Source organism: Geodermatophilus arenarius (genome assembly GCF_042654585.1).
Lineage (GTDB): Bacteria > Actinomycetota > Actinomycetes > Mycobacteriales > Geodermatophilaceae > Geodermatophilus > Geodermatophilus arenarius.
Genome location: NZ_JBHSGR010000015.1, coordinates 51,322 through 77,146 on the forward strand (window position 1 = coordinate 51,322; position 25,825 = coordinate 77,146).

Below are 25,825 nucleotides of genomic sequence, written 5' to 3' on the forward strand. Positions count from 1 at the left end.
GCGTCGCTCCACCGACCCCTGCTAGCGTCGCCACATCCCGGTTGGAATGTCCAACCGACGAGCCTGCTGGGGGCGCGCGTGTCCCGATCGGTCGAGTCCCGTCCCGTCCCCGCGGCCGCCGACGGCGCCCCGGTCGCCGCGCTGCAGCGGCGGACGCTCGCCGTCGTCGCGGCCAGCACCCTCGTCGTCCTCGCCGCCTTCGTCACCCCGCTGGCCACCGCCGTGGCCACCGCGGCCGACCTGGGCACCGGCGCGGGCGGGCAGGCGTGGCTGCTGGCCGCGATGAGCGTCGGGCTGGCCGCGGCGCTGCTGGTCACCGGCGCCGCCGCCGACGACCTCGGCCGCCGCCGGGTGTTCACCGCGGGCCTGGTGCTGCTGGCCGCCGGCGCCGCGCTGTCGGCCGCCGCGGGGTCCACCGGGGTCTTCGTCGCCGGCCGGCTGGTCGAGGGCGTCGGCGGCGCGGCCGTCCTGGCCTGCTCGCTCGGGCTGATCGCCCAGGTGTTCCCGCTCGGCCCGGCGCGGGCGCGCGCGGCGGCGGTGTGGGGCGCCAGCCTGGGCGCGGGCACCGGCGTGGGCGGGCTGGCCGCGGTGGTCCTCGACGGCGACACCGGCTGGCGGGCCACGCACGTCGCCACCGCCGTCGTCACGCTGCTGCTGGCGGTCGCCGCCCGGCTGCTGCTGCCGGAGGCCGCACCCGGCCGCCGGCCGCGCGTCGACGTCGCCGGGCCGGTGCTGCTCGTCGCCGCGGTGTGCTGCCTGCTCGTCGGGCTGGTCGCCACCCGCACCGGCACCGGGACCGGGACCGTGGTCGCGCTGCTCGCCGGCGGCGCGGTGCTCGCCGTCGCGTTCGTGCTGGCCGAGTCCCGGGTGCGCGCGCCGATGGTCGACCTGGGCCTGTTCCGCGTCCGCGGCTTCCTGGCCGCGAGCGTCGGCGCGCTGGTCACCGGCGCGGCCACGGTCGGGCTGATGTCCTTCCTCGCCACCGTGCTGCAGCGGGCGCTGGGCGAGAGCCTGCTCGCGACGACGGTGCTCGTGCTCGTGTGGTCCGCGGTCGCGACGGCGACGTCGGTGGGGCTGCGCTGGCTGCCCGGCGTCGACGGGCGGGTGCTGCTGGCCGGCGGCCTGGCGGTGTCGGCCGCGGGACTGGCGGCGCTGGCCGTCCTCGACCCGGGCGACCGGGCCGCCGCGCTGCTGCCGGGCCTGCTGGTCCTCGGCGTCGGCTACGGCGCGGCCAACGCCGCGCTCGGCCGCGAGGCGGTGGCGCACGTGCCGCCGGAGCGGGCCGGCATGGGCAGCGGCGCCAACAACACCGCCCGCTACCTGGGCGCCGCCGTCGGCGTCACGCTGGTCGTCCTGCTGGTGACCGCGGGCGCGCCCACCGGCACCGCGGCCGGGCTGCTCGCCGGGTGGGACGCGGCCGCGCTCGCCGGCGCCGGGGTCAGCGCGGCCGGGGCGCTGGCGGTCCTGGCGCTGCGACCGGCGCGCCGCTGACCCGGCGGGCTCAGCGGCGGGCGACGAGCCCGACCAGCACCTCGGTGGCGACGTCGGTGTCCTCGGCCAGGGAGCCGGCCTCGCCGCGCTCGACCCGGGCGAGCATCAGCTCGTTGAGCCCGCCGACCGCGGCGACGACGAGCGCGCGGTCCACCGCCCGCACCTCGTCGGGAAACCGCTCGGCCATCTCGGCGGCGACCCCGCGGATCAGCTCCACGTAACGGTCGATGACCTGCCGCCGCAGGGTGAGCGCGTGCCGGCCGGCGGCCTGCACCTCGACCAGCGCCGCCCAGGCCACCTCCGGGTTGGCGGCGAGCACCTCCAGGTAGGCCCGCACGGCCGACCGCAGCCGGTCGCGCCAGGCCAGCCCCTCGTCGGCCGCCCGGTCCTGCGCGGCGCGCACGGTGGCGAGCACCTTGTCGGTGGCGCGGGTGTAGAGCTCGAGGAGGCAGTGCTCCTTGTCGCGGAAGTGCGCGTAGACGACCGTCTTGGACACCCGGCCCTCGCGGGCGATGTCGGAGACCGTCGTCGCGCGGTAGCCCTTCTCGGCCATGCAGGTGGCCAGCGCGAGGAGGATGCGCACCCGGCGGTTGGCGTCGTCCTCGGTCAGGTCCTCGGGGGAGACCAGCGCGGCGGCCACCCCGCCGATCGTAGGGCCGGGCAGCCCCCGTCCGGGGTGCGCTCGGGCGCGCCGTGAGGCGACTCACCGGAGATCCGGGAACAGACGGTCCGCCGCAGCTGTCGTCCTCCCCGTGACGCCCGCGACCGCCGCCCGCACCCCGCTGCGCGCCTACGCCGTCTGGCTCACCGCGCTCGCCGCCTACGTCGTCGCCGTCTTCCACCGCGCCTCGCTCGGCGTGGCCGGGGTGGAGGCGCAGGAGCGGTTCTCCGCCGGGGCGTCCGCGGTCTCGCTGTTCCTGGTGCTGCAGCTGGCGGTCTACGCCGGGCTGCAGGTGCCGGTCGGGGTGGCGCTGGACCGCTTCGGCTCGCGCCGGCTGATCGTCGCGGGCGGGGTCACCATGGCCCTCGGCCAGCTGGTGCTGGCGCTGGCCACCGACGTCCCCACCGCCGTCGCGGCCCGCGTGCTGGTCGGCGCCGGCGACGCGATGACGTTCATCAGCGTGCTGCGGGTGATCGGCTTCTGGTTCCCCGGCCGCACGGTCCCGCTGGTCACCCAGCTCACCGGCATCCTCGGCCAGCTCGGGCAGGTCGTCGCCGCCTATCCGCTGGTCGCGCTGCTGCACACGGCCGGCTGGCGCAGCACCTTCCTCGGCGCGGCGGCGGTCGGCGTGCTGGTCGTCGTCCTGGTGCTCGCCACGCTGCGCGACGCCCCGCCCGGCGTCGAGCCCGCCACCCCGGCGGGGCTGGCCGAGGTGCGCCGCAACCTGGCGCTCACCTGGCAGGAGTCCGGCACCCGGATCGGCCTCTACACCCACCTGGTCACCCAGTTCTCCGGCACGGTCTTTGCGCTGCTGTGGGGCTATCCCTTCCTCGTCGTCGGGCAGGGGCTGTCCCCGGCGACGGCGGCCGGGCTGCTCACGCTGCTGGTCGTCGTCGGCATGGGGGTCGGGCCGCTGCTCGGCCGGCTGTGCGGGCGCTGGCCGCTGCGCCGCTCGGTGCTGGTCCTCGGCATCCTCGCCGTCACCGCCGCCACCTGGACCGTCGTCCTGCTGTGGCCCGGCCGCGCGCCGCTGTGGCTGCTCGTGCTGCTGGTCGTCGTGCTCGGCACCAACGGCCCCGGCTCGATGATCGGCTTCGACTTCGCCCGCACCTGGAACCCGGCCGAGCGGCAGGGCAGCGCCAGCGGCGTGGTCAACGTCGGCGGCTTCGTCGCCTCGCTGCTGACCGTCCTGGCGATCGGCGCGGTGCTCGACGTCCTCACGCCCGGCGCCTCGACCGCCTACGACCTCGACGCCTTCCGCGCCGCGTTCGCCGTCCAGTACCTGTTCTGGGCGATCGGCCTGGTCGGCGTGCTGCGCCACCGCCGGGCGCTGCGGGCGCGGCTGGCCCGCGACGGCGTCGTCCTCGCGCCGCTGGTGACGGCGGTCGGCGCCCGGCTGCGCGGCGGGTCCGCCTACCGCTGACCCCGGCCGCGGGGGCGCCGCCCCGGCCGCCCGTGCGCCAGGATCGGGCGGCGTGGAGGCCACCCGCCCCGACGCCGCCGGCGCCGAGGCCTACGACCCGGCGGCCTGGCACGACCTCGCGGTGGCGGCCGTCGGCGCCACCGCGGCGCTGACCGGGCTGCTGTTCGTCGCGGTCTCCATCAACCTCGGCCGGATCCTCGCCTTCCCGACGCTGCCCCGCCGGGCCGCGGCCACGCTGGTGCTGCTGGTGGCGCTGCTCGCCGCGGGCGTGTTCGTCCTCGTCCCCGGCCAGCCGGTGCCCGCCCTCGCGGCCGAGCTCGCCGGCACCGGTGTCCTGCTCGCCGTCGGCGGCGCGGCGGAGCTGGTGCGGGTCCCGGCGGAGGCGGACGCCCCGCGGGCCCGCCGCGTCCTCGCGGCGGGCCTGGTGCTGCTGCCCGCCGGCGCGCTGCTGGCGGCGGCGCTGTCGCTGGTCCTCGGGGCCGGCGGCGGGCTCTACTGGCTGGTGGGGGCGCTGGTCGGCGGGATCGCGGCGTCCTGCCTGAACGCCTGGGTGCTGCTGGTGGAGATCCAGCGCTGACCTCGCGGCCGCCCTGCGGCTGCGGGCAGGATCGCCCGCATGGACGTCGTGGTCGGGCTGGACAGCGGGACCACGGCGACCAAGGCGGTCACCGCCGGCACCGACGGGCGGGTGCGCGACCTGGTGAGCGTCGGCTACCCGCTGTCGGTGCCCGCCCCCGGCCGCGCCGAGCTCGACGCGCACCGGCTCGCCGGCGCCGCCGTCGAGGCGCTGGCCGCCGTCAGCCGGGCCGCCCGCGAGCGCGGCGACCGGGTGGTCGGGATCTGCCTGTCCGCGGCCATGCACGGCCTGGTCCCCATGGACGACGACGGCCGCCCGCTGGGGCCCGTGGTCACCTGGGCCGACGACCGCGCGGCGGGCTTCGCCGAGGCCCTGCGCGCCGACGGCCGCGCCGGCGGGCTGCACGCCCGCACCGGGACGCCGGTGCACCCCATGTCCCCGCTGCTCAAGCTCGCCTGGATGCGCGCCGAGGAGCCCGGCCGGCTGGACGCGGTGCCGCGCTGGGGCGGGGTCAAGGAGCTCGTCGTCTCCGCGCTGCGCGGCGGCCCGCAGGTCCTCGACCGCTCCTGCGCCTCGGCCACCGGCCTCTACGGCATCCGCACCGGCACCTGGGACGCCGAGGCGCTGGACGTGGCCGGGATCCGCCCCGGGCAGCTCGGCGAGGTCCTGCCCACGACGACGGTGCTCGAGGGCCTGCGCCCGGAGGTCGCCGCGGCCGCCGGCCTGCCCGCGGACACGCCGCTGGTCCTCGGCGCCTCCGACGGGGTGCTGGCCAACCTCGGCATCGGCGCGGTCCGCCCCGAGGTCGCCGCCGTGTCGCTGGGCACCAGCGGCGCGATGCGCGTCGTCGTCCCGGCGCCGACCGTCGACCCGGCGCACCGGCTGTTCTGCTACGCGCTCACCGACGACCACTGGGTGGTCGGCGGCGCGGTCAACAACGGCGGCTCGGTGGTGCGCTGGGCCGCCCAAGCGCTCGCCGAGGGGGAGGGGGTCACGGGGGAGGACGCCGACGCCCTCGACGCCCGGCTCCTCGAGGAGGCCGCCGCGGTGCCCCCCGGCAGCGCCGGGCTGCTGTGCCTGCCCTACCTGCTGGGGGAGCGGGCGCCGTGGTGGCGGTCCGGGCTGCGCGGGGCGTACGTCGGGCTGCGCCGCGAGCACCGGCGGGGGCACCTGGTGCGCGCCGCCGTGGAGGGGGTGTGCCAGCAGCTGGCGTTGGTCCGCGACGCGTTCTCGGCCACCGGCCTGCCCGTGACCGAGGTGCGGGCCACCGGCGGCGCGGTCGCCTCGCCGCTGTGGGTGGCCACGCTGGCCGCGGCCCTGGACCTGCCGGTGCGGGTCGCCGACTCCCCGGAGGGCACGGGTCTGGGCGCCTGCCTGCTCGGCCTGCACGCGCTCGGCATGCTGCCCGACCTCGACGCCGCCACCGCGCTGGTCGGCGTCTCCGACCCGGTCGGACCCGACCCGGCCGCCGCGGACCTCCACCGGCGGACCCGCCCGCTGGTCGAGCGGTCCACCCGCGCGCTCGAGGACGTGCTGCGCACCCTCGACACCCTCGACGACACCCCGCGCTGAGACGGCGGGCCGCGCCGGGCCGCGGACGGCCGCGTTCCGGGCCACGATGTCAGCCCAGACCGCAGGGGCGCGGAGGGAGAGTGCGATGAGGGGTGCGGCGCGGGCCGCGGTGGCCGGACTCGGGGCGCTGGCGGCGGTGGCCGCCCGGGACCTGGCGCAGCGGGAGCACACCCTGCTGCGCAACTTCCCGGTGATCGGCCACGCCCGCTACCTGCTGGAGTCGATCGGCCCGGAGCTGCGGCAGTACCTGGTCGCCGGCAACAACGAGGAGCGGCCGTTCACCCGCGACCAGCGGCGCTGGGTGTACGCCTCGGCCAAGGGCGAGAACAACTACTTCGGGTTCGGCACCGACAACGACCTCGAGTACACGGCCGGCTACCCGGTCATCAACCACCGCACCTTCGGCCGCGCCGTCCCGCCGTCGCACCCGCACTCGGCGGCCGACGTCGCGATCCCGTCGGCGAAGGTGCTGGGCGGCCCGCGCGGGCGGGCCAGGGCGTTCCGGCCGTCGTCGGTGGTCAACGTGTCGGCGATGAGCTTCGGCTCGCTGTCCGGGGCCGCGGTCGAGGCGCTCAACCGCGGCGCGGCGCTGGCCGGGTGCCTGCACAACACCGGCGAGGGCGGGCTGTCGGTGCACCACCGGCACGGCGGCGAGCTGGTGTTCCAGATCGGCACCGCCTACTTCGGCTGCCGCGACGAGGCCGGCCGGTTCGACCTCCAGCGGCTGAAGGACCTCGTCGAGTCCGCTCCCGTCCGGGCGCTGGAGGTCAAGCTCAGCCAGGGCGCCAAGCCGGGCCTGGGCGGCGTGCTGCCGGCGGCCAAGGTGACCGCCGAGATCGCCGCCGCGCGCGGGGTGCCCGAGGGCGTGGACTGCGTCAGCCCGTCCCGGCACGCGGAGTTCACCGACGCCGACAGCCTGCTCGACTGGGTGGAGCTGCTCGCGGCCGAGACCGGCCTGCCGGTGGGGATCAAGTCCGCGGTCGGCGACCTGGCCTTCTGGGACGAGCTGACCCGGCTCATGGCCGACACCGGCCGCGGCGTCGACTTCGTGACCGTCGACGGCGGCGAGGGGGGCACCGGCGCCGCGCCGCTGATCTTCACCGACTCGGTGTCGCTGCCCTTCCAGCTCGGCTTCGCCCGCGTGTACAGCACCTTCGCCCGCCGCGGGCTGGCCGAGCAGGTCACCTTCGTCGGCGCCGGCAAGCTGGGCCTGCCCGACAACGCGGTGGTGGCCTTCGCGCTGGGCTGCGACATGGTCAACGTGGCCCGCGAGGCGATGCTCGCCATCGGCTGCATCCAGGCGCAGAAGTGCCACACCGACACCTGCCCGACCGGCGTCGCCACCCAGAACGCGTGGCTGGCGCACGGCCTGGACCCGGCGCTGAAGTCGGTGCGGCTGGCCAACTACGTGGCCACCCTGCGCCGGGACCTGCTCAAGGTGGCCGAGGCGTGCGGCGTCGAGCACCCGGGGCTGATCGACACCGGCTCGGTGGAGGTGCTCACCGGCCGGACGGCGTCGCGGCCGCTGTCGGAGGTCTACGGCTACGAGCCCGGCTGGGGCCTGCCCTCGGCCGCGGACCGGGCGGAGGTCGTCCGGATCATGACGGCGGAGGCCCCGCAGGGCGGGTCCGCGGCGCCGTCGGAGGACGCCGCCCGCTGAGCCCACCCGCGGTCACCACCCGGGGGCCGCCCGTGGCGACGCGCTACCGGCGGGGTCGAAGGTCCCGCCGGTCCGTCCGGGCCCGTCACTAGCGTCGCCCGCTCCCGAGTGGTCCCGACTTCCCCGCGGAGGCCAAGATGGCGGCCTACCTGTACCGGTGCCCGGCGTGCGGCCCGTGGGAGGTGCGGCGGCCCATCGGCACCGCGCAGGCCGAGGAGCGGTGCCCCTCGTGCGGCGACACCGGCCGGCGCGTCTACACCGCCCCGCTGCTGGCGCGCACCCCGGCGCCGCTGGCCGCGGCGCGGTCGCGCGAGGAGGCCAGCGCCGACGCGCCCGCCGTGACGACGGCCGTGCCGCCCGCCCCCCGTCGCCCGGTGCGGCGCGACCCCCGGTGGAGCGCCCTGCCCCGGCCCTGACCAGCCCGCGCGGCGGCCCCGGGCCGGGTCGCCGTCGCCTCCCCGGCTCCCGCGCGGAGCCGCCACGAACGGCCCGCGGACGCGGGTCGGCCCTCCCGTCAACGGAGATCGGAGTGTGGGGGACATGCCAGACGTCGTCTTCACCGTCGACCAGGCCAAGTCCATGCGGGACCAGGCCGTCCCGGGGCACAACCGCTGGCACCCGGACGTACCCGTCGCCACGATGGTCCGGCCCGGGCAGGACATCCGGGTGGAGTGCCGGGAGTGGACCGACGGCCAGATCGGCAACAACGACTCGGCCAACGACGTCCGCGACGTCGACCTGAACCGGGCGCACATGCTCAGCGGCCCGATCGGCGTCGAGGGTGCCGAGCCCGGTGACCTGCTGGTCGTCGACATCCTCGACCTCGGCCCGGTGCAGGCGCCGCAGGAGTACGGCGAGGCCCCCGGACAGGGCTGGGGCTACACCGGCATCTTCGCCAAGGCCAACGGCGGCGGCTTCCTGACCGACTACTTCCCGGACGCCTACAAGGCGATCTGGGACTTCCACGGCCAGGTGGCGACTTCCCGGCACATCCCGGGCGTCCGCTACACCGGCCTGACCCACCCGGGGCTGTTCGGCACCGCGCCGTCGGCCGACCTGCTCGCCCGGTGGAACCGGCGGGAGAAGGCCCTGGCCGACACCGACCCCGACCGCGTGCCGGCCCTGGCGCTGCTCCCGCTGGAGGACCAGACCCTCGGCGGGACGGCGTCCGGCGACGTGCTGGACGGCATCGCCCGGGACGGCGCCCGCACGGTGCCGGCCCGAGAGAACGGCGGCAACCACGACATCAAGAACTTCTCCCGCGGTTCCCGCGTCTTCTACCCCGTGCACGTGCAGGACGCGAAGCTGTCCGGCGGCGACCTGCACTTCAGCCAGGGCGACGGCGAGATCACGTTCTGCGGCGCCATCGAGATGGGCGGGTTCATCGACTTCCACATCGACCTGATCAAGGGCGGCATGGAGACCTACGGGGTGACCACCAACCCGGTGTTCATCCCGGGCAACGTCGAGCCCCGCTACTCGGAGTTCCTGACCTTCATCGGGATCTCGGTCGAGCACGAGGAGGACCGCAACCTCTACCTGGACGCCACGCAGGCCTACCGCAACGCCTGCCTCAACGCCGTCCGGTACCTGCAGAAGTTCGGCTACTCCGGCGAGCAGGCCTACCTGCTGCTCGGGTCGGCGCCGATCGAGGGCCGCGTCAGCGGGGTCGTCGACATCCCGAACGCCTGCTGCTCGCTGTACCTGCCGACGGCGATCTTCGACTTCGACGTGAGGCCGTCGGCGTCGGGGCCGGTCCGAGCCGACCGCGGGCAGTGCGCCGTCACGTCCTGACCGCCCGGCGGGTCCCGGCGCACGCCGGGACCCGCCCGCCCGGGCCGGGCGCCGCCCTCAGGCGGCGTCCGGCTCGGGGAACGGCTGGGGGAGGGGCCGGCGGACGGAGGGCCGGGCGGTCACCACGACCGGCCCGCCGCAGTTCCAGCAGGTCGGGTCGTCGTCACCGTCCTCCGCCACGTCCTGCCCGCCGACCTCGCACGGCGCGCACGTCCACACCACCTCGACCCGGAGTTGCACGGATCGCTCCTCACACGAGCACTGCACGGCTCCCGGATGTTCGAGGCCGGGGAGACGGGTACCCGGCGCGCCGTCCGCCCAACCGGGACCGGGGGTCACCGACCGTGGCGGGACGCCGGGGAGGGAGGCGGCAGGTGACCGACGAGGTCCCGCGGATCGAGCGCCACGAGGCGGCCGACCGCGCCGGCAAGGCCGCGCTGCGGGCGGCGCACGACCTCACCGTGGGGCTGTCGTCCGACGACGACGTGCCCGAGCCGGTCGTCGTCCGCCGGGGCGGTCCGCACCGCTCCGTCGGCGGGCTGGCCGACCTCATCGACAGCGCCCTGCAGGAGAACGAGGCCCTGCAGGAGGACGAGGGCCTGCAGGAGGACGAGGCCCTCGAGGAGGACGAGGCCGTCCGGGAGAACGAACGGGAGTCCGGGGAGCCGGGCTCCTGACCGCCGGCGCGACCGCCGCCGGCACCAGCCACGGGGGACGTCCGCACCGTCGCGGGACCCGAGGAGATGACCGCACATGGGAGCCGTGGGACTGCTGTACGTGGGAGCCGTCCTGGTCGTCAACGGCCTGATGCTGCTGGGGCTGGTGGACGCCCGCGCCGCCGCCCCGCTCAACCTGTTCGTCGGGGCGCTGCAGGTGGTGACGCCGACCGTCCTGCTCGTCACGGCCGACGGGGACACGGCCACGATCCTGGCCGCGTCGGGCCTCTACCTGTTCGGCTTCACGTACCTGTACGTGGGGATCAACCTGCTCGCCGGCCTCGACGGCACGGGGCTGGGCTGGTTCTCGGCGTTCGTCGCGGCGTGCGCGCTGGTGTACGCCGGGCTGAACTTCTTCTACGTCGAGCCGCGGGACCCGGGCTTCGGCGTCATCTGGCTGTACTGGGCGGTGCTCTGGGCGCTGTTCTTCGTCGTCCTGGGGCTGAAGCGGGAGGAGTTCACCCGCTACACGGGCGCGATCGCCGTCGTCGCCGGGCTGCTCACCGCCGCCCTGCCCGCGTTCCTGCTGCTCACCGGCTCCTGGGCCGACTACACCGGCACGTGGGCGGTCATCCTGGCCATCGTCCTGGCGGCCAGCCTGGTGCTGGCGTACCCGCGGCTGCGGGGCCGCCCGCAGCCGGCCGTCCCGCCGGCCGCGCCGGTGCCGGCCGGGCCGCCGGCCTCGCCGGAGGGCGTGCCGGTCGCCCGGCAGGCCCCCGAGCGCGACACGGCGCGGCCCGCCGACCCGCGCGGCGGCGGGTCGTCCCAGGCGCCGGTCCAGGACCGGTCCTAGGCGGTGCCCCGGAGGAGGTCCTCGAAGGAGGGGACGTCGGTGAACGGGTCGGCCGGGCGGGCCGCCGCCGGCCGGCCCGTGACGACGTCGGCCAGCTCGCCGGCCGCGCGGGTGATCCGCGCGGCCAGCTCCTGGCCGGCGCCGTCCCCGCCGGCCCAGTCCTCGCTCGCCGCGAAGACCGCCGTCGGCACGGTCACCGCGCGCAGGTAGCTGAACAGCGGCCGCACGGCGTGCTCGAGCACCAGCGAGTGCCGGGCGGTGCCGGCGGTCGCCGCGAGCAGCACCGGCGTGCCGGTGAGCGCGTCCTTGTCCAGCACGTCGACGAAGGACTTGAACAGGCCGCTGTAGGAGGCGGTGAACACCGGCGTGACCGCGATGACCGCGTCCGCGCCGGTCACCGTCGCGACCGCCGCGCGCAGCGCGGCGTTGGGGAAGCCGGTGACGAGCGCGTCCGCGACGTCGCGGGCGTGCTCGCGCAGCTCGACGACCTCGACGGTGGCGTCCTCGCCGCGCTCGCGCAGCGCGGCGACGGTCGCCGCCGCGAGCCGGTCGGCCAGCAGCCGGGTCGACGACGGGACGCCGAGCCCCGCGCTGACGACGGCCAGGGTGCGGGTGGTCATCGGACGGACACCTCCTCGCGGGCGTCGTCGGCACGGCCGGTGACGTCGTCACCCGCGGCGTACACCGTGGAGTCCTGCGCGCCGCCGCGCGCCGCCACCCGGGCGGCGTGGGTCGGGGCGTCGGGCACGTGCGCCGGCTTGAGCGCGGCGAACTCGCGGCGCAGCACCGGCACGACCTCCTCGCCGAGCAGGTCCAGCTGCTCGAGCACGGTCTTCAGCGGCAGGCCGGCGTGGTCGATCAGGAACAGCTGCCGCTGGTAGTCGCCGACGTAGTCGCGGAAGCCGAGGGTGCGCTCGACGACCTGCTGCGGGCTGCCCACCGTCAGCGGCGTCTCCCGGGAGAAGTCCTCGAGCGAGGGCCCGTGCCCGTAGACCGGCGCGTTGTCGAAGTAGGGCCGGAACTCGGCGACGGCGTCCTGGCTGTTCCTCCGCATGAACACCTGCCCGCCGAGGCCGACGATCGCCTGGTCGGCGGCGCCGTGGCCGTGGTGCTCGAACCGGGACCGGTAGAACTCCACCATCCGCTGGGTGTGCTCCTTCGGCCAGAAGATGTGGTTGTGGAAGAAGCCGTCGCCGTAGTAGGCGGCCTGCTCGGCGATCTGCGGCGAGCGGATCGAGCCGTGCCACACGAACGGCGGGACGCCGTCCAGCGGCCGCGGGGTGGAGGTGAAGCCCTGCAGCGGGGTGCGGAACCGGCCCTGCCAGTCCACGACCTCCTCGTCCCACAGCCGGCGCAGCAGCGCGTAGTTCTCCACCGCCAGCGGGATGCCGTTGCGGATGTCCTGGCCGAACCACGGGTAGACCGGGCCGGTGTTGCCGCGGCCCATCATCAGGTCGACGCGGCCGTCCGCGAGGTGCTGCAGCATCGCGTAGTCCTCGGCGATCTTCACCGGGTCGTTGGTGGTGATCAGCGTGGTCGACGTCGACAGCTGCAGCCGGGAGGTCTGCGCCGCGACGTAGGCCAGCGTGGTCGTGGGGGAGGACGAGAAGAACGGCGGGTTGTGGTGCTCACCGAGCGCGAAGACGTCGAGGCCCACCTCCTCGGCCTTCTTCGCGATGGTGACGACGGCCTTGATCCGCTCCGCCTCGCTCGGCGTCCGCCCCGTCGTCGGGTCGGTCGTGACGTCGCTGACCGTGAAGACCCCGAACTGCATCTCGTGCTCCATGTGGTTGAGAGTGCAACTACTGTACCCGGCCCAACGACCTGCCCCCGCCGGGCATTCCCGGCGCCTCCGTGACCGTACTGAGACCTCTCGACCGCGCTCGGTGACCGGCCCGGCACGTCCGGGCGCGACCGGTCCGGACGCCCCGCGCGCGTCCGTGTCGACCCGTCCGGCCGCACCCGGCGGGTGGAACTCTGTGATCACCCCCGACCGGCGCGCCGGTGGGGGGCCGGATCGGACGGCGCACCGAGGGGGAACCGGGATGTCGCTGCGGGGACGGGGAGCTGCTCCCGACGGGACCGGGGACGGCACCGCGGAGCCGCCTCCGGGACGTGGGCTCGACGGCCTGCTGGGCACCGGGCCGGTGTTCACCGGGGCGGTCCGCGGCTACGACCGCGTGCAGGTGGACGACTACGTCGCCTGGGCCGAGACCGAGCTGCTGGTCCTGCGCCGGGAGAACGAGCACCTGCTCAGCCGCTACGCCGCCGCGTCGGCCGAGCTGCAGAACGCCCGCCGGCGGCTGGCCCAGCTGGTCCGCGAGCGGCAGAGCCTGCCCGGCCCCGAGGACGCGGCCGCGATCGTGCGGCGGGCCGAGGAGGAGGCCGCCGCGCTGACGGCCGCCGCCGAGGAGGAGGCCGGGCGGATCCGCGCCGAGGCGCTCGCCGAGGCGCAGGCCCGGCTGTCCGGGGTGGCCGAGATGCGCGAGGCGGTGCTCGCCGCCCGCGAGCAGACCCGCAGCGAGGCCGCCGCCGTCCTCGAGGCCGCGGGCCTCGAGGCGGCCCGGCTGGAGGAGGCGGCCGCCGCGGAGCGCGAGCGGCGGGACCGCGAGGCCGCCGCGGCACGGGCGCGGGCCGACGCCGAGGCGCTCGAGCGCCGGCACGCCGTCGAGGCCGAGCTCGAGCCCCTGCGCGACGAGCGCGACCGGGCGCGCGACTGGCTGCGCCTGCTGACCGGGCAGCTGGACGAGGCGCTCGCCGTCGTCACCGGCGTCGTGCCCGACGACGTCCCCGCCCTCGGCGACAAGCGGGGGCTGGCCCGTCTGGAGGAGTCCGCCGGTGGACTCCGGGCGGAGTCGCGTCCTGCGTCGTCCGGGACGGACGTGTCCGACGTGACACCGCTGCACGGGCCCGGCCGGCCCGAGGTGGCCGCGGCCTCCTGACCAGCGGCGACGCGGGGGCGGGTTCCGGGACGAGGGGGTCCGCCCCACCCGTCACGGCCGCACCTCCGGCCCCGGCGGTTGTCACGAACCGGTAACGACCGTACGGTGGCTGGCGTCCGGCTGGTCGTCAGGTCCCCGTCCTGGGGAGCCCGGCCGGACGCCGCCGAGTCGTGTCCGCGCCCGTGGACGCGAGCCGGGGACCCACCGCAGTACTGGGGTGAATCGCGCCCGCCGAGCTCCGGCCCGGCGCGCGTAGGGCTCCTTCCCGCCCGAACCCGTCAGCTAACTCGGTAGGCGGCTCACGGAAGAAACGGAGAGTCCCCGCATGCCCCGCCTCCGGGCCGAAGCGGCCCGCAGGTGCAGCTGCCCGCGCGCACACCGCGCTCCCGCGTCCGCCTGACGCCGGCCGCCCCTGCCCTGCCGCTCCCTGCGACGACGTCGCCGGGGACCCCGTAGTCCGCGACACCCGTAGCCCCGCGCCGCACGCGCATGCCCGAGGTCCGCCTCCGGGCCCGCTGCCGCGCGCACTCTCCCTCGGAGCCCTCACCCCCTCATGTCCCGCCACGTCCCGAACACGCCTGCCGACGCCCCCGCGACCGCCGAGCTCGCCACCGCCGACACCCCCGACACCGCCGCCGAGACCACGGCCGGCACCGCCACCCGCGAGCTGCCCGCGGTCGCGGACGCCGCCGAGGCCCCCGCCCGCCGGCGCCTGTTCCGCCGCGGCGGCCCGCCGCTGGGCCCGCGCCGCCCGGCCCTCCTGCTCGGCGCCGCCGCCGCCGGCGCGCTGATCGTCGGCGTCGTCTCCACCAGCGGCCCCGCCGCCTCCGCCGGTACCGACCCCGCCGCCACCGCGGTCAGCGTCGCCGACGAGCTGGGCATCCCCGAGCAGCAGGCCGCGACCGCCCCCGACCTGACGTCGCTGGCCGACATCGCCGCCTCGCGCGCCGAGCGCAGCGCGCAGGAGGCCGGTGCCGCCCACGCGCAGCTGGCCGCCGAGCAGGCCGAGCGCGACCGCGAGGCCGCCGAGGCCGAGGCCGCCGGCGTCGCCGCCGAGCAGGTGGCCGCCCGCGTCGCCGCGGAGCAGGAGGCCGCCCGCCAGGCCGCCGAGGCGCAGGCCGCCGCCGAGGCCGCCGCCGCGCAGCAGGCCGCCGAGGAGCAGGCCGCCGAGGAGGCCGCCGAGGAGGCCGCGCCCGCCGCGCCCTCCGGCTCCTTCAAGGACTACGCGCTGAGCAAGGTCGGCAGCGGCGAGCAGTTCTCCTGCCTGGAGAAGCTGTGGGGCAAGGAGAGCGGCTGGAACCCCAACGCCCAGAACCCCACCAGCACCGCCTACGGCATCCCGCAGTTCCTGGACTCCACCTGGGCCAGCACCGGGATCGCCAAGACCTCCGACGGCTACCGCCAGATCGACGCCGGCCTGATCTACATCGAGGAGCGCTACGGCTCGCCGTGCGACGCCTGGGCGCACAGCCAGGCCACCGGCTGGTACTGATCGACACGTGATCCATCGAGGGCCGGCCACCCGGGTGGTGCCCGCGGGGTTCGTCCGCGCGCACACCCAGGTGCGCCGGCCCTCGCTCGTCCCCGAGGTGCGGCTGCACGTCGCCGACGACGTCGTCGCCCTGTGGGAGGCGATGGAGACCGCGGCCGGCGGGGCGGGCGGGGAGCCGCCGTTCTGGGCCGCCGCCTGGCCCGGCGGGCAGGCGCTGGCCCGCCACCTGCTCGACGAGCCCGCCACCGTCGCCGGCCGCACGGTGCTCGACCTCGGGTCGGGCAGCGGCCTGGTGGCCGTCGCCGCCGTCCTCGCCGGTGCCCGGTGGGTGCTGGCCAGCGACGTCGACCCGTTCTCCCGGACGGCGGTCGGCGTCAACGCCGGCCTCAACGGCGTCGCGGGCATCAGCGTCACCGGCGACGTGCTGGACCGCGAGCCGCCCGCCGTCGACGTCGTCGTCGCCGGGGACGTCTGCTACGACCGGGAGATGACCGGGCGGGTGCTGCCCTTCCTCGACCGGGCGCGGGCCCGCGGCTGCGAGGTGCTCGTCGGCGACCCCGGCCGCCCGTACCTCCCGCACGAGCGGCTGGAGTCGGCCGCGGTGTACGAGGTCCCCGAGACGGAGGGGCCCGGGCTGCGCCGGACGACGGTGTGGCGGCTGCCCTGAGCGCCGCCGGATACGGTCGCCGCGTGCGCCCCTACGCCTTCACCGGTACCGCCGTCGTCACCGGGGCGGCCAGCGGCATCGGCGCCGCGCTCGCCCCGCGGCTGGCCGCCCGCGGCAACGACCTCGTGCTGCTCGACCGCGACGCCGAGCGGCTCGAGGGCGTCGCGGCGGCGGTGCGCGCGGCCTCCCCGGGCCGGTCGGTGGCCACCGTCGTCGCCGACCTCGCCGACGCCGGGCAACTGCGCGCGGCCGCCGACCGGGTCGTCGCGGACCACCCGGGGACGACGCTGCTGGTCAACAACGCCGGCGTCGCGCTGGGCGGGCGGTTCGACCAGGTGACCCTCGAGGAGTTCGAGTGGGTCGTGGACGTCAACTTCCGCGCCACCGTCCGGCTCACCCACGCGCTGCTGCCGACGCTCCAGGCGCACCCCGGGTCGCACCTGGTGAACGTCTCCAGCCTGTTCGGGCTCATGGCGCCGGCCGGGCAGGCGGCGTACGCGTCGAGCAAGTTCGCCGTCCGCGGGTTCACCGAGGCGCTGCGGCACGAGCTGGCCGGGGACGGCGTCGGCGTGACCAGCGTGCACCCCGGCGGCATCGCCACCCGCATCGCCGAGACCGCCCGCGTCGCCAGTGGCGCGGACCCGGCGGAGGCCGAGCGGGGCAAGCGGGAGTTCGCCAGGCTGCTGCGGTACCCGGCCGGCCGCGCCGCGCAGCGGATCGTCGACGCGGTGGAGCGGCGCCGGCCGCGGCTGCTCATCGGCGCCAGCGCCGTCGTCCCCGACGTCCTGGTGCGCCTGGCGCCCGGCTCGTACGGGAGGGTGCTCGCCGCCGCCACCCGCCTGGCCGCCCTGCGCCGGGCCTGACCGCGCAGGGGGGCCGGTGGCCGTCCACGTCGGCACGTCGGGCTGGAGCTACGACCACTGGGAGGACGTCCTGTACCCGCCGGGGACGCCGTCCCGCGACCGGCTGGCTCACTACGTCCGCCGGTTCGGCACCGTCGAGCTCAACGCCAGCTTCTACCGCTGGCCGCGCACCGCGACCTTCGCCGGGTGGCGGCAGCGCCTGCCCGAGGGCTTCCGGCTGTCGGTCAAGGCCCCGCGCGGGCTGACCCACGCCAAGCGGCTGTACGCCCCGGAGGCCTGGGTCGAGCGGATGACCGCGGCCTGGCACGAGCTGGGGCCCCGGCGGGCGGTGCTGCTGGTCCAGCTGCACCCGGCCGCCGCCCGCGACGACGCCCGGCTCGACCACTTCCTCGGCCTGCTGCCGGACTGGATGCGGGTGGCCGTGGAGTTCCGGCACCCCAGCTGGCACGACGACGGCGTGTTCGCGCTGCTCGAGCGGCACGGCGCCGCCTACTGCGTGATGAGCGGCGCCGGCCTGCCGTGCGTGCTGCGCGCGACGGCGCCGTTCGTCTACGTCCGGCTGCACGGGCCCGACGCCGCGCACCTGTACGCCGGCTCCTACCCCGACGCCGACCTGTGCTGGTGGGCCGACCGGATCGGCGAGTGGGCCGGGCAGGGGCGCGACGTCTACGCGTACTTCAACAACGACGGGTACGGCCACGCGGTCCGGAACGCGGAGACGCTGCGCGCGCTGACCGGCGGCTGAGGTCCGCAGCCGCGAGACTGGGTCCGGTTCCCGCCGACCGGGGCGGGCGGGCCGGGGGAGGTGCGCGTGAGCGAGTCCGAGGACAGGCCCCGCGACGGCGGGCTGGTGGCGCGGTCGGTCGAGGAGTTCGTGGCGCAGCTGCGCGGCTTCACCGACCGGGCCACCCGGCTGGCCGCCGGCGCCGTCCCGTCGGGGCTGTCGCTGCCGCGGCTGCCCTCGCCGCCCGGGGCGATGTCGGCGGCGCAGGTGCGGTCGATCGCGTCGTCGGTGCGGGCGCAGCGGCAGCTCGTCGAGGGTCTGGTGGGTCAGTTGCAGGCCTTCGACGAGCAGCTGGCGGTCTTCGAGCGGATCCTCGAGCCGCTCGTCGAGTGGAGCGGCACGTGGGCGCGGCTGGAGGAGTCCTTCGCCGACGTCCTCCGCCGCTCCCCGTCGGACCGGCCGGCCGACCGGCCCACCGGCCAGGAACCGCCGCCCGCTCAGTCCTCGTAGCAGGCGGTCAGCGCGGCCACCACCAGGGGCACGTCGAGCGCGGAGGCGAGCTCGCGGCAGGAGTGCATGGCCAGCATCGGCGCGCCGACGTCGACGGTCGCCACGCCCAGCCGGGTGGCGGTCAGCGGGCCGATCGTCGAGCCGCAGGGCAGGTCGGCGCGGGAGACGAAGTACTGCACCGGCACGCCCGCCTCGGCGCACCGCTCGGCGAACCAGCCGCCGCCGGCCGCGTCGGTGGCGTAGGCCTGGTCGGCGTTCACCTTCAGCACCGGGCCGCCGCCGAGCTGCGGGGTGTGGGCGGGCTCGTGCCGGTCGTACCGGGTCGGGTGGACGGCGTGCGCCATGTCCGCCGAGACCAGCCGGGACCGCGCGAGCGTCCGGGGCAGCGCCTGCGGGTCCGCGGGGTCGGTGACGGCGACCAGCCGGCGGACGACGTCCTCCAGGAAGCTGCCGCGCGCCCCCGACGTCGAGCCGCTGCCCACCTCCTCGTGGTCGTTGGCGACCAGCACCTGGGTGCGCTCGCCGGGCGCCGCGCCGACCAGCGCCGTCACGCCGGCGTGGCAGCTGGCCAGGTTGTCCAGCCGCGGCGCCGCGACCCACGTCCCGTCGGCGCCGGCGGGGGCCGCGGGCTGGGTGTCGGCCAGCACCAGGTCGTGCCCGACGACGTCGCCCGGCGATGCCCCGACGGCCGCGGCGAGCGCCTCGGTGAGCCCGGGCTCGGTGTCCAGGTCCCGCGACCAGACGGGGACCAGGTGCCGCTGTGGGTCCAGCGTCAGCCCCTCGCGCACGCTCCGGTCCAGGTGGACGGCCAGCGACGGCAGCCGCAGCGGGGCGCCGTCGAGCCGGACCAGCGCGGTGCGGCCGCCGCGCAGCACCACCCGCCCGGCGACGGTCAGCTCCCGGTCCAGCCAGGTGTGCCACAGCCCGCCGCCGTACGGCTCGACGCCGACCAGCCGGTAGCCGGCCTGCCGGACGTCGGACCGCGGCCGGACCCGGAAGGTGGGGGAGTCGGTGTGCGCGCCGACCAGCCGCATGCCGGCGTCGGCGAGCGGGGCGCTGCCCAGCCGGAACGCGACGAGGCTGCCCTGCCGCACCACGAAGTGCGCCCCGCCGGGGGCGAGCCGCCACGCGTCGGCCTCGGCCAGCTCGCTGAACCCGGCGGCGGTCAGCCGGCGGGTGAGCTCGGCCACGGCGTGGAACGGGGAGGGGGCGGCGTCGACGAGACCGCGCAGGTCGTCGCCGAGGGAGAGGTCCGGCACTCCTGCGATCCTGCCCCACGGGCGCGGGCGCCCCGACCCCCGCCCGTGAATGGTCATGCGCGGACGTGCATAATCTCTCTCGTGTCCAAGGTGCTCACGTCCCTGCCCGTCGGCGAACGCGTCGGGATCGCCTTCTCTGGTGGTCTCGACACCTCCGTGGCGGTCGCCTGGATGCGCGACCGGGGCGCGGTCCCCTGCACCTACACCGCGGACATCGGCCAGTACGACGAGCCCGACATCGCCTCGGTGCCCGGCCGGGCCACCGCCTACGGCGCGGAGGTCGCCCGGCTGGTCGACTGCCGCGAGGCGCTGGTCGAGGAGGGCCTGGCGGCCCTGACCTGCGGCGCGTTCCACATCCGCTCCGGCGGGCGCAGCTACTTCAACACCACCCCGCTCGGCCGCGCGGTCACCGGCACGCTGCTGGTGCGCGCCATGCTCGAGGACGACGTCCAGATCTGGGGCGACGGCTCGACGTTCAAGGGCAACGACATCGAGCGGTTCTACCGGTACGGCCTGCTGGCCAACCCCTCGCTGCGGATCTACAAGCCGTGGCTGGACGCCCGGTTCGTCGAGGAGCTGGGCGGCCGCAAGGAGATGTCGGAGTGGCTGACCGCGCACGGCCTGCCCTACCGGGACAGCGCGGAGAAGGCCTACTCCACCGACGCCAACATCTGGGGTGCCACCCACGAGGCCAAGCGGCTGGAGCACCTCGACGCGAGCATCGAGATCGTCGAGCCGATCATGGGCGTCCGGTTCTGGGACCCCGCCGTCGAGATCGAGACCGAGGACGTGACGATCGGCTTCGCCAACGGGCGGCCGGTCTCGGTCAACGGCAAGGAGTACGCCTCCGCCGTCGACCTCGTGCTCGAGGTGAACGCGATCGGCGGCCGGCACGGGCTGGGCATGTCCGACCAGATCGAGAACCGGGTCATCGAGGCCAAGAGCCGCGGCATCTACGAGGCGCCGGGCATGGCGCTGCTGCACGCCGCGTACGAGCGGCTGGTCAACGCCATCCACAACGAGGACACCCTCGCCACCTACCACACCGAGGGCCGGCGGCTGGGCCGGCTCATGTACGAGGGCCGGTGGCTGGACCCCCAGGCGCTCATGCTGCGGGAGTCGCTGCAGCGGTGGGTCGGCATGGCCGTCACCGGCGAGGTCACGCTGCGGCTGCGGCGCGGGGAGGACTGGTCGGTCGTCGACACCACCGGCCCGGCCTTCAGCTACCACCCGGACAAGCTGTCGATGGAGCGCACCGAGGACCCCGCCTTCGGGCCCACGGACCGGATCGGCCAGCTGACCATGCGCAACCTCGACATCGCCGACTCCCGCGCCAAGCTCGAGCAGTACGCACGGCTCGGCATGGTCGGCGGCGGGGCCGAGCCCGCCGTCATCGGCGCCGCGCAGGCGGCCGCCACCGGGTTGATCGACCGGATGACCGAGGGCGGCGCGCAGGCGATCGCCGGCCGCACCACCCCGGTCGACGACGAGGCGCTCGACCGCGCCGCGATGGAGTCCGGCACCGACTAGGGACCGGGCCGCCTTTCGCGCGCGAAAGGCGGAGCACGGCCGCCGCGTCTCAGCCGGGCGGGCGGACGTCCACCCGGAGCGGGTGGTCGGCGGGGACCTCGACGAGCACGATCGCCACGCCGTCGGGGTCCTCGACCATCGCCTCCAGCAGGCCCCACGGCATGCGCCCGGGCTCCGCGACGACGGGGACGCCGGCCCCGGCCAGCCGCGCCACCTCGGCGGCCAGGTCGCGCACCTGCACCCACAGCGCCAGCCCGCGCGGGCGCTGGTCGGCCCGGCCGGACACCTCCAGCAGGCCGTTGCCGAGGAAGAACACCAGCCCGCGGTGCTCGGGCGGGCCGAACTCGCGGTACACGGCCAGCCCGAGGACGTCGCGGTAGAACGCCTGCGAGCGCGCGGGGTCGGTGGGCCGCAGGAGCACGCGGCTGCTCAGCACGTCCATGCCCGCGGCATACCCTCGACCGGTGACCCCTCCCGCCCCGCCGGCGGCCGCCCCCGCCGACCGGCGGCGGGACCTGGCCGCCGACTGCTCGTCCTGCGCCGGGCTGTGCTGCGTGCTCCCGGCGTTCGCCGCGTCCGCGGACTTCGCGATCGACAAGCCGGCGGGCCGGGCCTGCGTCCACCTCACCGCGGACGCCCGCTGCGGCATCCACGCCGACCTGCGGCAGCGCGGCTTCCCGGGCTGCACGGTCTTCGACTGCTTCGGCGCCGGCCAGCGGCTGGTGCGGGCCGCCGCCGTCGAGCGCCCGGCCGCCGACCCCGGCGTGGCGGCGGCGTTCCCCGTCCTGCGGCAGCTGCACGAGCTGCTCTGGTACCTCACCGAGGCGGCCGCGCTGCCGCTGCCGGCCGGCCTGCACGACGAGGTCACGACCGCTCTCGGGCGCACCGAGCGGCTGGCCGCGGGCTCACCGGCCGAGCTGGCGGCGGTCGACGCCGGAGTCGTCCGCGCGGAGGCGGGGGAGCTGCTGGGCCGGGTCAGCGCCGCCGTCCGCCCCGGTGGGGACGACCGGCGCGGCGCCGACCTGGTCGGCGCCGACCTGCGGAGGACCGACCTGCGCCGGGTGAGCCTGCGCGGTGCCTACCTGCTCGGCGCGGACCTGCGCGGGGCCGACCTCACCGGCACCGACCTGCTCGGCGCGGACCTGCGCGCGGCCGACCTGCGCGGCGCCGACCTCACCGGCGCGCTGTTCCTCACGCGCCCGCAGGTGGCCGCCGCCCGCGGCGACGGCGGCACCCGGCTGCCCGCCGTCCTCGGGCGCCCGGCGCACTGGACGGCGGCCGCACCGGGCGTCAGCCGGCCGCGTCCGCGTCGTCGGGGCGGTCGTCGGGGCGGTCGTCGGGGCGGACGCGGCGGCGCAGCAGGCCGGTGACCCCGGCGACCCGCGACTGGGCCTGACGCAGCGTCGCGATCATCGGCATCAGGTCCTCGTCGATGGTGCGGATGATGTCCGGCACCGCCTCGACGGCGGGGTCGTCGAGCACCCGCCCGACCCGCTCCAGCCCCGGCTTGAGCGCCCGCACCGGTTCCTCCAGCTCGCCGACCAGCCCCTCCAGCCGCTCCGCGGTGCGCTGCGCCGACGCGATGGCCGACGTCGCCGTCGAGGTCGCGGCGATGAGCTCCCGGACGGCGGAGTTGAGGTCGGTCAGCGTGCGCGGCAGCTGGGCCAGCGCCTCGGTCTGCGTCTGCAGGAGCGTGAGCAGCTCCGTGAGGCCGGGGATCTTCGGCATGCCGAGGCGGAAGGGGTCCACGTCGTCCACCGTCGCGCCCGTGCCGACCGCCCCGCAACTCAGCCCGGCAGCACCTCGCGCCAGCGCCGCCCGGCCGCGCGGCCGTCGCGGACGTCGGCCAGCCCGCGCAGCGCGTCGAGGTCGGCGAGCGCGTGCGGCGGCAGCGTCCCGGTGAGCACCCCGACGGTGCCCACCGACGACGCCAGCACCGACGGCCGCGGCGGCGGCATGCCGTTCGGCCGGACGAAGGTGACCTTCCACCGCTGCCCGGCCGCCGACAGCCTCAGCCCGCCGCCGAACCACCACCACGGCCACGAGACGTCGGTGACCGCGCCCAGCGGCACGTCGAACACCGGGGTGTCGCTGACGAACGCCAGCCCCCGCCCGTCGGTGGCCAGGAAGCCCGGCACGTTGCGCAGCCCGCCGATCAGCCACGCCGGGCTGACGAGCACGCTCACAGCGCCCGCAGGATGTCCTCGACGCGCTCGCGCGCGTCGCCGAACAGCATCCGGGTGTTCTCGCGGAAGAACAGCGGGTTCTGCACGCCGGCGTATCCGGTGCTCATCGACCGCTTGAACACGACGACGTGCTCGGCCTCCCACACGTGCAGCACCGGCATGCCGGCGATCGGGCTGCCCGGGTCCTCCGCCGCGGCCGGGTTCACCGTGTCGTTGGCGCCGATGACCAGGACCACCGACGTCTTCGGGAAGTCGTCGTTGATCTCGTCCATCTCCAGGACGACGTCGTAGGGCACCTTCGCCTCGGCCAGCAGGACGTTCATGTGCCCGGGCAGCCGGCCGGCGACCGGGTGGATGCCGAAGCGGACCGGCACGCCCTTGTCCGACAGGGTGCGGGTGAGGTCGGCGACGGCGTTCTGCGCGTGCGCGACCGCCATGCCGTAGCCGGGGGTGATGACGACGCTGTCGGCGTCGCGCAGCAGCTGCGCGACCTCCTCGGCGGTGGTCTCGGTGTGCTCGCCCTCGACCGTGCCGGCCCCGGTGGTGCTGCCCTCGTTGCCGAAGCCGCCGGCGATGACCGACAGGAACGAGCGGTTCATCGCCTGGCACATGATGTAGGAGAGGTAGGCACCCGAGGAGCCGACCAGCGCGCCGGTGATGATCAGCAGGTCGTTGTCGAGCAGGAAGCCCGACGCCGCGGCCGCCCAGCCGGAGTAGCTGTTGAGCATCGAGACGACGACCGGCATGTCGCCGCCGCCGATCGAGGCGACCAAGTGCCAGCCCAGCGCCAGCGCCAGCACGGTGACCGCGGCGAGCACGCCCAGGCTGGGCGAGACGACGAAGACGACGGTCAGGACGGCGAACGCCGCGAGCGCGCCCAGGTTCAGCGCGTTCTTGCCCGGCAGCACCAGCGGGTTGCTCTTGATCCGCGCCGACAGCTTGAGGAACGCGACGATCGAGCCGGTGAAGGTGACCGCGCCGATGAAGACGCCGATCGCGACCTCGGCGGAGTGGATGCCGACCGGCAGGCCGAGCTCCTCGGCCTCGCCGGCCCCGCCCCCTGACGACCCGGCACCCTCGACCGACAGGTAGCCGTTCCAGCCGACGAGCACCGCGGCGAGGCCGACGAAGCTGTGCAGCAGCGCGATGAGCTCGGGCATGCCGGTCATCTCGACGATGCGCGCCCGCCACAGGCCGATGGCCGCGCCGAGGGCCATGGCGACGGCGATCAGCCCGACGGCGAGCGCGTCGCCGTCGCGCCAGGCCAGCCCGACGGTGGCGACCAGGGCGACGGCCATGCCGGCGATGCCGTAGGCGTTGCCCGCCTTGGCGGTCTCGTGCCGGGACAGGCCGGCGAGGCTCAGGACGAACAGCAGGCCGGCGACGATGTAGGCCGCGGACGCGGCGGTGGTGGCGGTCATGGCGGTCAGGCCCTCCGGAACATGCCGAGCATGCGGCGGGTCACGGCGAAGCCGCCGAACACGTTGATGCTGGCCAGCAGGACGGCGAGGAACGCGAGCACGGTGACCACCGTGCTGACGTGGCCCAGCTGCAGCAGGGCGCCGACCACGATGATCCCGGAGATCGCGTTGGTGACGCTCATCAGCGGGGTGTGCAGCGCGTGGTGCACGTGCCCGATGACGTAGAAGCCGACGACGACGGCGAGCGCGAACACCGTCAGGTTGCCGATGAGCTGGTCGGGGGAGAACGCGGCCAGCAGGAACAGCAGCGCGGCGGCCAGGCCCACCAGCGCGGCCCGCCGCCGGGGGCTGGGCGCCTTCCTCTCCGGTGGCGGCAGCGGCGCCGGTGGCGGCGCGGCGGCGGCCGGGGCGGCGGAGACCTGCACCGGCGGCGGGGGCCACAGCAGCTCGCCGTCGCGGGTCACGGTCATCGCCCGCTGCACGACGTCGTCCGTGTCCAGGACCAGCCGCCCGTCCTTGCCGGGGGTGAGCAGCGTGAGCAGGTTGACCAGGTTGGTGGCGAACAGCTGCGAGGCCTGCGCGGGCAGCCGGGCCGGCAGGTCGGTGTAGCCGATGATCGTCACGCCGTTCGGGGTCACCACCACCTCGTCGGGCACCGAGCCGGCGACGTTGCCGCCCTGCGCGGCGGCCATGTCCACGACCACCGAGCCCGGCTTCATGCTCGCCACCATGTCCTCGGTGAGCAGCCGGGGCGCCGGGCGGCCGGGGATGAGCGCGGTGGTGATGACGACGTCGACGTCGCGGGCCTGCTCGGCGTACATGACGGCGGCCCGCGCGTTGAAGCTCTCCGACGTCACCGACGCGTAGCCGGTGCCGCTGCCGGCGGCCTGCTCCTCCTCGTCGGCCGGCACGCCGACGTACTCGCCGCCCAGCGAGCGCACCTGCTCGGCGACCTCGGGCCGCACGTCGGTGGCCCGCACGATCGCGCCCAGGCTGCTCGCCGCGCCGATGGCGGCGAGCCCCGCGACGCCGGCGCCGGCCACGAAGACCTTGGCCGGCGGCACCTTGCCCGCCGCGGTGACCTGCCCGGTGAAGAACCGGCCGAAGGCGTGCGCGGCCTCGACGACGGCCCGGTAGCCGGCGATGTTGGCCATCGAGGACAGCACGTCCAGCGACTGGGCGCGGGAGATGCGGGGGACGGCGTCCATCGCCAGGGCGGTGACGCCGCGGGCGGTCAGCGCGTCGAGCAGGTCGGGCGCCAGGGCCGGGGCCAGCAGGCTGACCAGCACCGCGTCCGGGCGCAGCCGGGCGACCTCGTCGAGGGTCGGGGCGTTGACGTGCAGGACGACGTCGGCGCCCCACGCCTCGGCGGCCGAGCCGATCCGCGCGCCGGCGGCGACGTAGGCCTCGTCGGGGCAGCTGGCCGCCTCCCCGGCGCCGGACTGGACGAGGACCTCGTGACCGAGGGCGCACAGCCGGCCGACGCTCGCGGGGGTCGCGGCGACCCGCGTCTCGTTCCGCCGGGTCTCTGCGGGCACACCGAT

General features: G+C 76.4%; 27 protein-coding genes and 1 riboswitch. Of the genes, 17 read left to right on the forward strand and 10 right to left on the reverse strand.

The features are described 5' to 3' along the window. Positions 1 to 78: 78 nt before the first annotated feature. On the forward strand, positions 79 to 1,491 hold the full coding sequence (locus ACFO3M_RS14350; RefSeq protein WP_387989866.1) for an MFS transporter: 1,413 nt from the start codon (positions 79 to 81) through the stop codon (positions 1,489 to 1,491). 10 nt (positions 1,492 to 1,501) lie between these two features. Here the strand turns inward: ACFO3M_RS14350 and ACFO3M_RS14355 are convergent, their stop codons facing one another. Further along, positions 1,502 to 2,131, reverse strand: coding sequence for a TetR/AcrR family transcriptional regulator (locus ACFO3M_RS14355; RefSeq protein WP_387989869.1), 630 nt, complete (start codon positions 2,129 to 2,131; stop codon positions 1,502 to 1,504). Between the two features lie 112 nt (positions 2,132 to 2,243). Between ACFO3M_RS14355 and ACFO3M_RS14360 the strand changes: the two genes are divergently transcribed. The 6 genes from ACFO3M_RS14360 to fmdA all read left to right on the forward strand — a co-directional run bounded on the left by ACFO3M_RS14360 (position 2,244) and on the right by fmdA (position 9,178). Continuing rightward, entirely contained in the window at positions 2,244 to 3,575 is a 1,332-nt protein-coding gene (locus ACFO3M_RS14360) for an MFS transporter (protein WP_387989872.1), read from the forward strand. Between the two features lie 52 nt (positions 3,576 to 3,627). Further along, positions 3,628 to 4,152 (forward strand): hypothetical protein, encoded by a 525-nt coding sequence (locus ACFO3M_RS14365; protein WP_387989875.1) that lies wholly within the window; start codon positions 3,628 to 3,630, stop codon positions 4,150 to 4,152. A gap of 39 nt (positions 4,153 to 4,191) precedes the next feature. Then, positions 4,192 to 5,724, forward strand: coding sequence for a gluconokinase (locus ACFO3M_RS14370; RefSeq protein ID WP_387989878.1), 1,533 nt, complete (start codon positions 4,192 to 4,194; stop codon positions 5,722 to 5,724). 85 nt (positions 5,725 to 5,809) lie between these two features. Then, positions 5,810 to 7,384: an FMN-binding glutamate synthase family protein gene (locus ACFO3M_RS14375; RefSeq protein WP_387989881.1), complete on the forward strand. Its 1,575-nt coding sequence runs from the start codon at positions 5,810 to 5,812 to the stop codon at positions 7,382 to 7,384. A 137-nt stretch (positions 7,385 to 7,521) separates the two neighbouring features. Then, positions 7,522 to 7,800, forward strand: a complete 279-nt coding sequence (locus ACFO3M_RS14380) for an FmdB family zinc ribbon protein (protein ID WP_387989884.1) — start codon at positions 7,522 to 7,524, stop codon at positions 7,798 to 7,800. A gap of 124 nt (positions 7,801 to 7,924) precedes the next feature. After that, positions 7,925 to 9,178, forward strand: coding sequence for a formamidase (fmdA, locus tag ACFO3M_RS14385; protein ID WP_387989886.1), 1,254 nt, complete (start codon positions 7,925 to 7,927; stop codon positions 9,176 to 9,178). A gap of 57 nt (positions 9,179 to 9,235) precedes the next feature. On the opposite strand, the gene ACFO3M_RS14390 is transcribed toward fmdA, so the two are convergent. After that, positions 9,236 to 9,418: a hypothetical protein gene (locus ACFO3M_RS14390; RefSeq protein ID WP_387989889.1), complete on the reverse strand. Its 183-nt coding sequence runs from the start codon at positions 9,416 to 9,418 to the stop codon at positions 9,236 to 9,238. Between the two features lie 134 nt (positions 9,419 to 9,552). Here ACFO3M_RS14390 and ACFO3M_RS14395 point away from each other — a divergent pair, with 134 nt between their 5' ends. Together ACFO3M_RS14395 and ACFO3M_RS14400 are read left to right on the forward strand one after the other, a co-directional pair. Then, positions 9,553 to 9,855 (forward strand): hypothetical protein, encoded by a 303-nt coding sequence (locus ACFO3M_RS14395; RefSeq protein WP_387989892.1) that lies wholly within the window; start codon positions 9,553 to 9,555, stop codon positions 9,853 to 9,855. 76 nt (positions 9,856 to 9,931) lie between these two features. Continuing rightward, positions 9,932 to 10,687: an AmiS/UreI family transporter gene (locus tag ACFO3M_RS14400; RefSeq protein WP_387989895.1), complete on the forward strand. Its 756-nt coding sequence runs from the start codon at positions 9,932 to 9,934 to the stop codon at positions 10,685 to 10,687. Here ACFO3M_RS14400 and ACFO3M_RS14405 read toward each other — a convergent pair. Both ACFO3M_RS14405 and ACFO3M_RS14410 read right to left on the reverse strand, forming a co-directional pair. Beyond that, entirely contained in the window at positions 10,684 to 11,307 is a 624-nt protein-coding gene (locus tag ACFO3M_RS14405) for an FMN reductase (RefSeq protein WP_387989898.1), read from the reverse strand. The two genes, ACFO3M_RS14400 and ACFO3M_RS14405, sit on opposite strands and share 4 nt — an antisense overlap. After that, on the reverse strand, positions 11,304 to 12,473 hold the full coding sequence (locus ACFO3M_RS14410; protein WP_387989900.1) for an LLM class flavin-dependent oxidoreductase: 1,170 nt from the start codon (positions 12,471 to 12,473) through the stop codon (positions 11,304 to 11,306). Before ACFO3M_RS14410 ends, ACFO3M_RS14405 begins: the two co-directional genes overlap by 4 nt. Positions 12,474 to 12,732: 259 nt before the next feature. Here ACFO3M_RS14410 and ACFO3M_RS14415 point away from each other — a divergent pair, with 259 nt between their 5' ends. The 6 genes from ACFO3M_RS14415 to ACFO3M_RS14440 all read left to right on the forward strand — a co-directional run bounded on the left by ACFO3M_RS14415 (position 12,733) and on the right by ACFO3M_RS14440 (position 17,885). Next, positions 12,733 to 13,629: a hypothetical protein gene (locus ACFO3M_RS14415; protein WP_387989902.1), complete on the forward strand. Its 897-nt coding sequence runs from the start codon at positions 12,733 to 12,735 to the stop codon at positions 13,627 to 13,629. 151 nt (positions 13,630 to 13,780) lie between these two features. Next, positions 13,781 to 13,941, forward strand: a riboswitch (cyclic di-AMP (ydaO/yuaA leader). A gap of 241 nt (positions 13,942 to 14,182) precedes the next feature. Further along, positions 14,183 to 15,121: an aggregation-promoting factor C-terminal-like domain-containing protein gene (locus tag ACFO3M_RS14420; RefSeq protein ID WP_387989905.1), complete on the forward strand. Its 939-nt coding sequence runs from the start codon at positions 14,183 to 14,185 to the stop codon at positions 15,119 to 15,121. A gap of 7 nt (positions 15,122 to 15,128) precedes the next feature. Continuing rightward, positions 15,129 to 15,788: a class I SAM-dependent methyltransferase gene (locus ACFO3M_RS14425; protein ID WP_387989907.1), complete on the forward strand. Its 660-nt coding sequence runs from the start codon at positions 15,129 to 15,131 to the stop codon at positions 15,786 to 15,788. Positions 15,789 to 15,811: 23 nt separating this feature from the next. Continuing rightward, on the forward strand, positions 15,812 to 16,651 hold the full coding sequence (locus tag ACFO3M_RS14430) for an SDR family NAD(P)-dependent oxidoreductase (RefSeq protein WP_387989910.1): 840 nt from the start codon (positions 15,812 to 15,814) through the stop codon (positions 16,649 to 16,651). A 16-nt stretch (positions 16,652 to 16,667) separates the two neighbouring features. After that, positions 16,668 to 17,396 (forward strand): DUF72 domain-containing protein, encoded by a 729-nt coding sequence (locus tag ACFO3M_RS14435; RefSeq protein WP_387989913.1) that lies wholly within the window; start codon positions 16,668 to 16,670, stop codon positions 17,394 to 17,396. A 66-nt stretch (positions 17,397 to 17,462) separates the two neighbouring features. Then, entirely contained in the window at positions 17,463 to 17,885 is a 423-nt protein-coding gene (locus tag ACFO3M_RS14440; RefSeq protein ID WP_387989916.1) for a hypothetical protein, read from the forward strand. On the opposite strand, the gene ACFO3M_RS14445 is transcribed toward ACFO3M_RS14440, so the two are convergent. Beyond that, complete coding sequence (locus tag ACFO3M_RS14445) at positions 17,873 to 19,144, reverse strand: M18 family aminopeptidase (protein ID WP_387989918.1); 1,272 nt, start codon at positions 19,142 to 19,144, stop codon at positions 17,873 to 17,875. The genes ACFO3M_RS14440 and ACFO3M_RS14445 overlap by 13 nt on opposite strands. 81 nt (positions 19,145 to 19,225) lie before the next feature. Here ACFO3M_RS14445 and argG point away from each other — a divergent pair, with 81 nt between their 5' ends. Continuing rightward, positions 19,226 to 20,674 (forward strand): argininosuccinate synthase, encoded by a 1,449-nt coding sequence (gene argG, locus ACFO3M_RS14450; protein WP_387989921.1) that lies wholly within the window; start codon positions 19,226 to 19,228, stop codon positions 20,672 to 20,674. A gap of 49 nt (positions 20,675 to 20,723) precedes the next feature. Here argG and ACFO3M_RS14455 read toward each other — a convergent pair whose 3' ends face one another. Further along, positions 20,724 to 21,116 carry a VOC family protein gene (locus ACFO3M_RS14455; protein WP_387989924.1) on the reverse strand — a complete coding sequence of 131 codons (393 nt, stop codon included), beginning with the start codon at positions 21,114 to 21,116 and terminating at the stop codon, positions 20,724 to 20,726. Positions 21,117 to 21,138: 22 nt separating this feature from the next. Between ACFO3M_RS14455 and ACFO3M_RS14460 the strand changes: the two genes are divergently transcribed. After that, positions 21,139 to 22,044 (forward strand): pentapeptide repeat-containing protein, encoded by a 906-nt coding sequence (locus tag ACFO3M_RS14460; protein ID WP_387989926.1) that lies wholly within the window; start codon positions 21,139 to 21,141, stop codon positions 22,042 to 22,044. On the opposite strand, the gene ACFO3M_RS14465 is transcribed toward ACFO3M_RS14460, so the two are convergent. From ACFO3M_RS14465 to ACFO3M_RS14480, 4 genes are read right to left on the reverse strand one after another with little or no spacing between them, the layout of a single operon-like run. Then, positions 21,965 to 22,423 (reverse strand): hypothetical protein, encoded by a 459-nt coding sequence (locus tag ACFO3M_RS14465; RefSeq protein ID WP_387989929.1) that lies wholly within the window; start codon positions 22,421 to 22,423, stop codon positions 21,965 to 21,967. The two genes, ACFO3M_RS14460 and ACFO3M_RS14465, sit on opposite strands and share 80 nt — an antisense overlap. Before the next feature lie 38 nt (positions 22,424 to 22,461). Then, positions 22,462 to 22,860 carry a hypothetical protein gene (locus ACFO3M_RS14470; protein ID WP_387989932.1) on the reverse strand — a complete coding sequence of 133 codons (399 nt, stop codon included), beginning with the start codon at positions 22,858 to 22,860 and terminating at the stop codon, positions 22,462 to 22,464. Further along, a complete protein-coding gene (gene pntB, locus ACFO3M_RS14475; protein ID WP_387989935.1) occupies positions 22,857 to 24,281 on the reverse strand; it encodes a Re/Si-specific NAD(P)(+) transhydrogenase subunit beta in 1,425 nt (474 codons plus the stop codon). Before pntB ends, ACFO3M_RS14470 begins: the two co-directional genes overlap by 4 nt. Before the next feature lie 5 nt (positions 24,282 to 24,286). After that, positions 24,287 to 25,819: a Re/Si-specific NAD(P)(+) transhydrogenase subunit alpha gene (locus ACFO3M_RS14480; RefSeq protein WP_387989938.1), complete on the reverse strand. Its 1,533-nt coding sequence runs from the start codon at positions 25,817 to 25,819 to the stop codon at positions 24,287 to 24,289. Positions 25,820 to 25,825 lie beyond the last annotated feature (6 nt).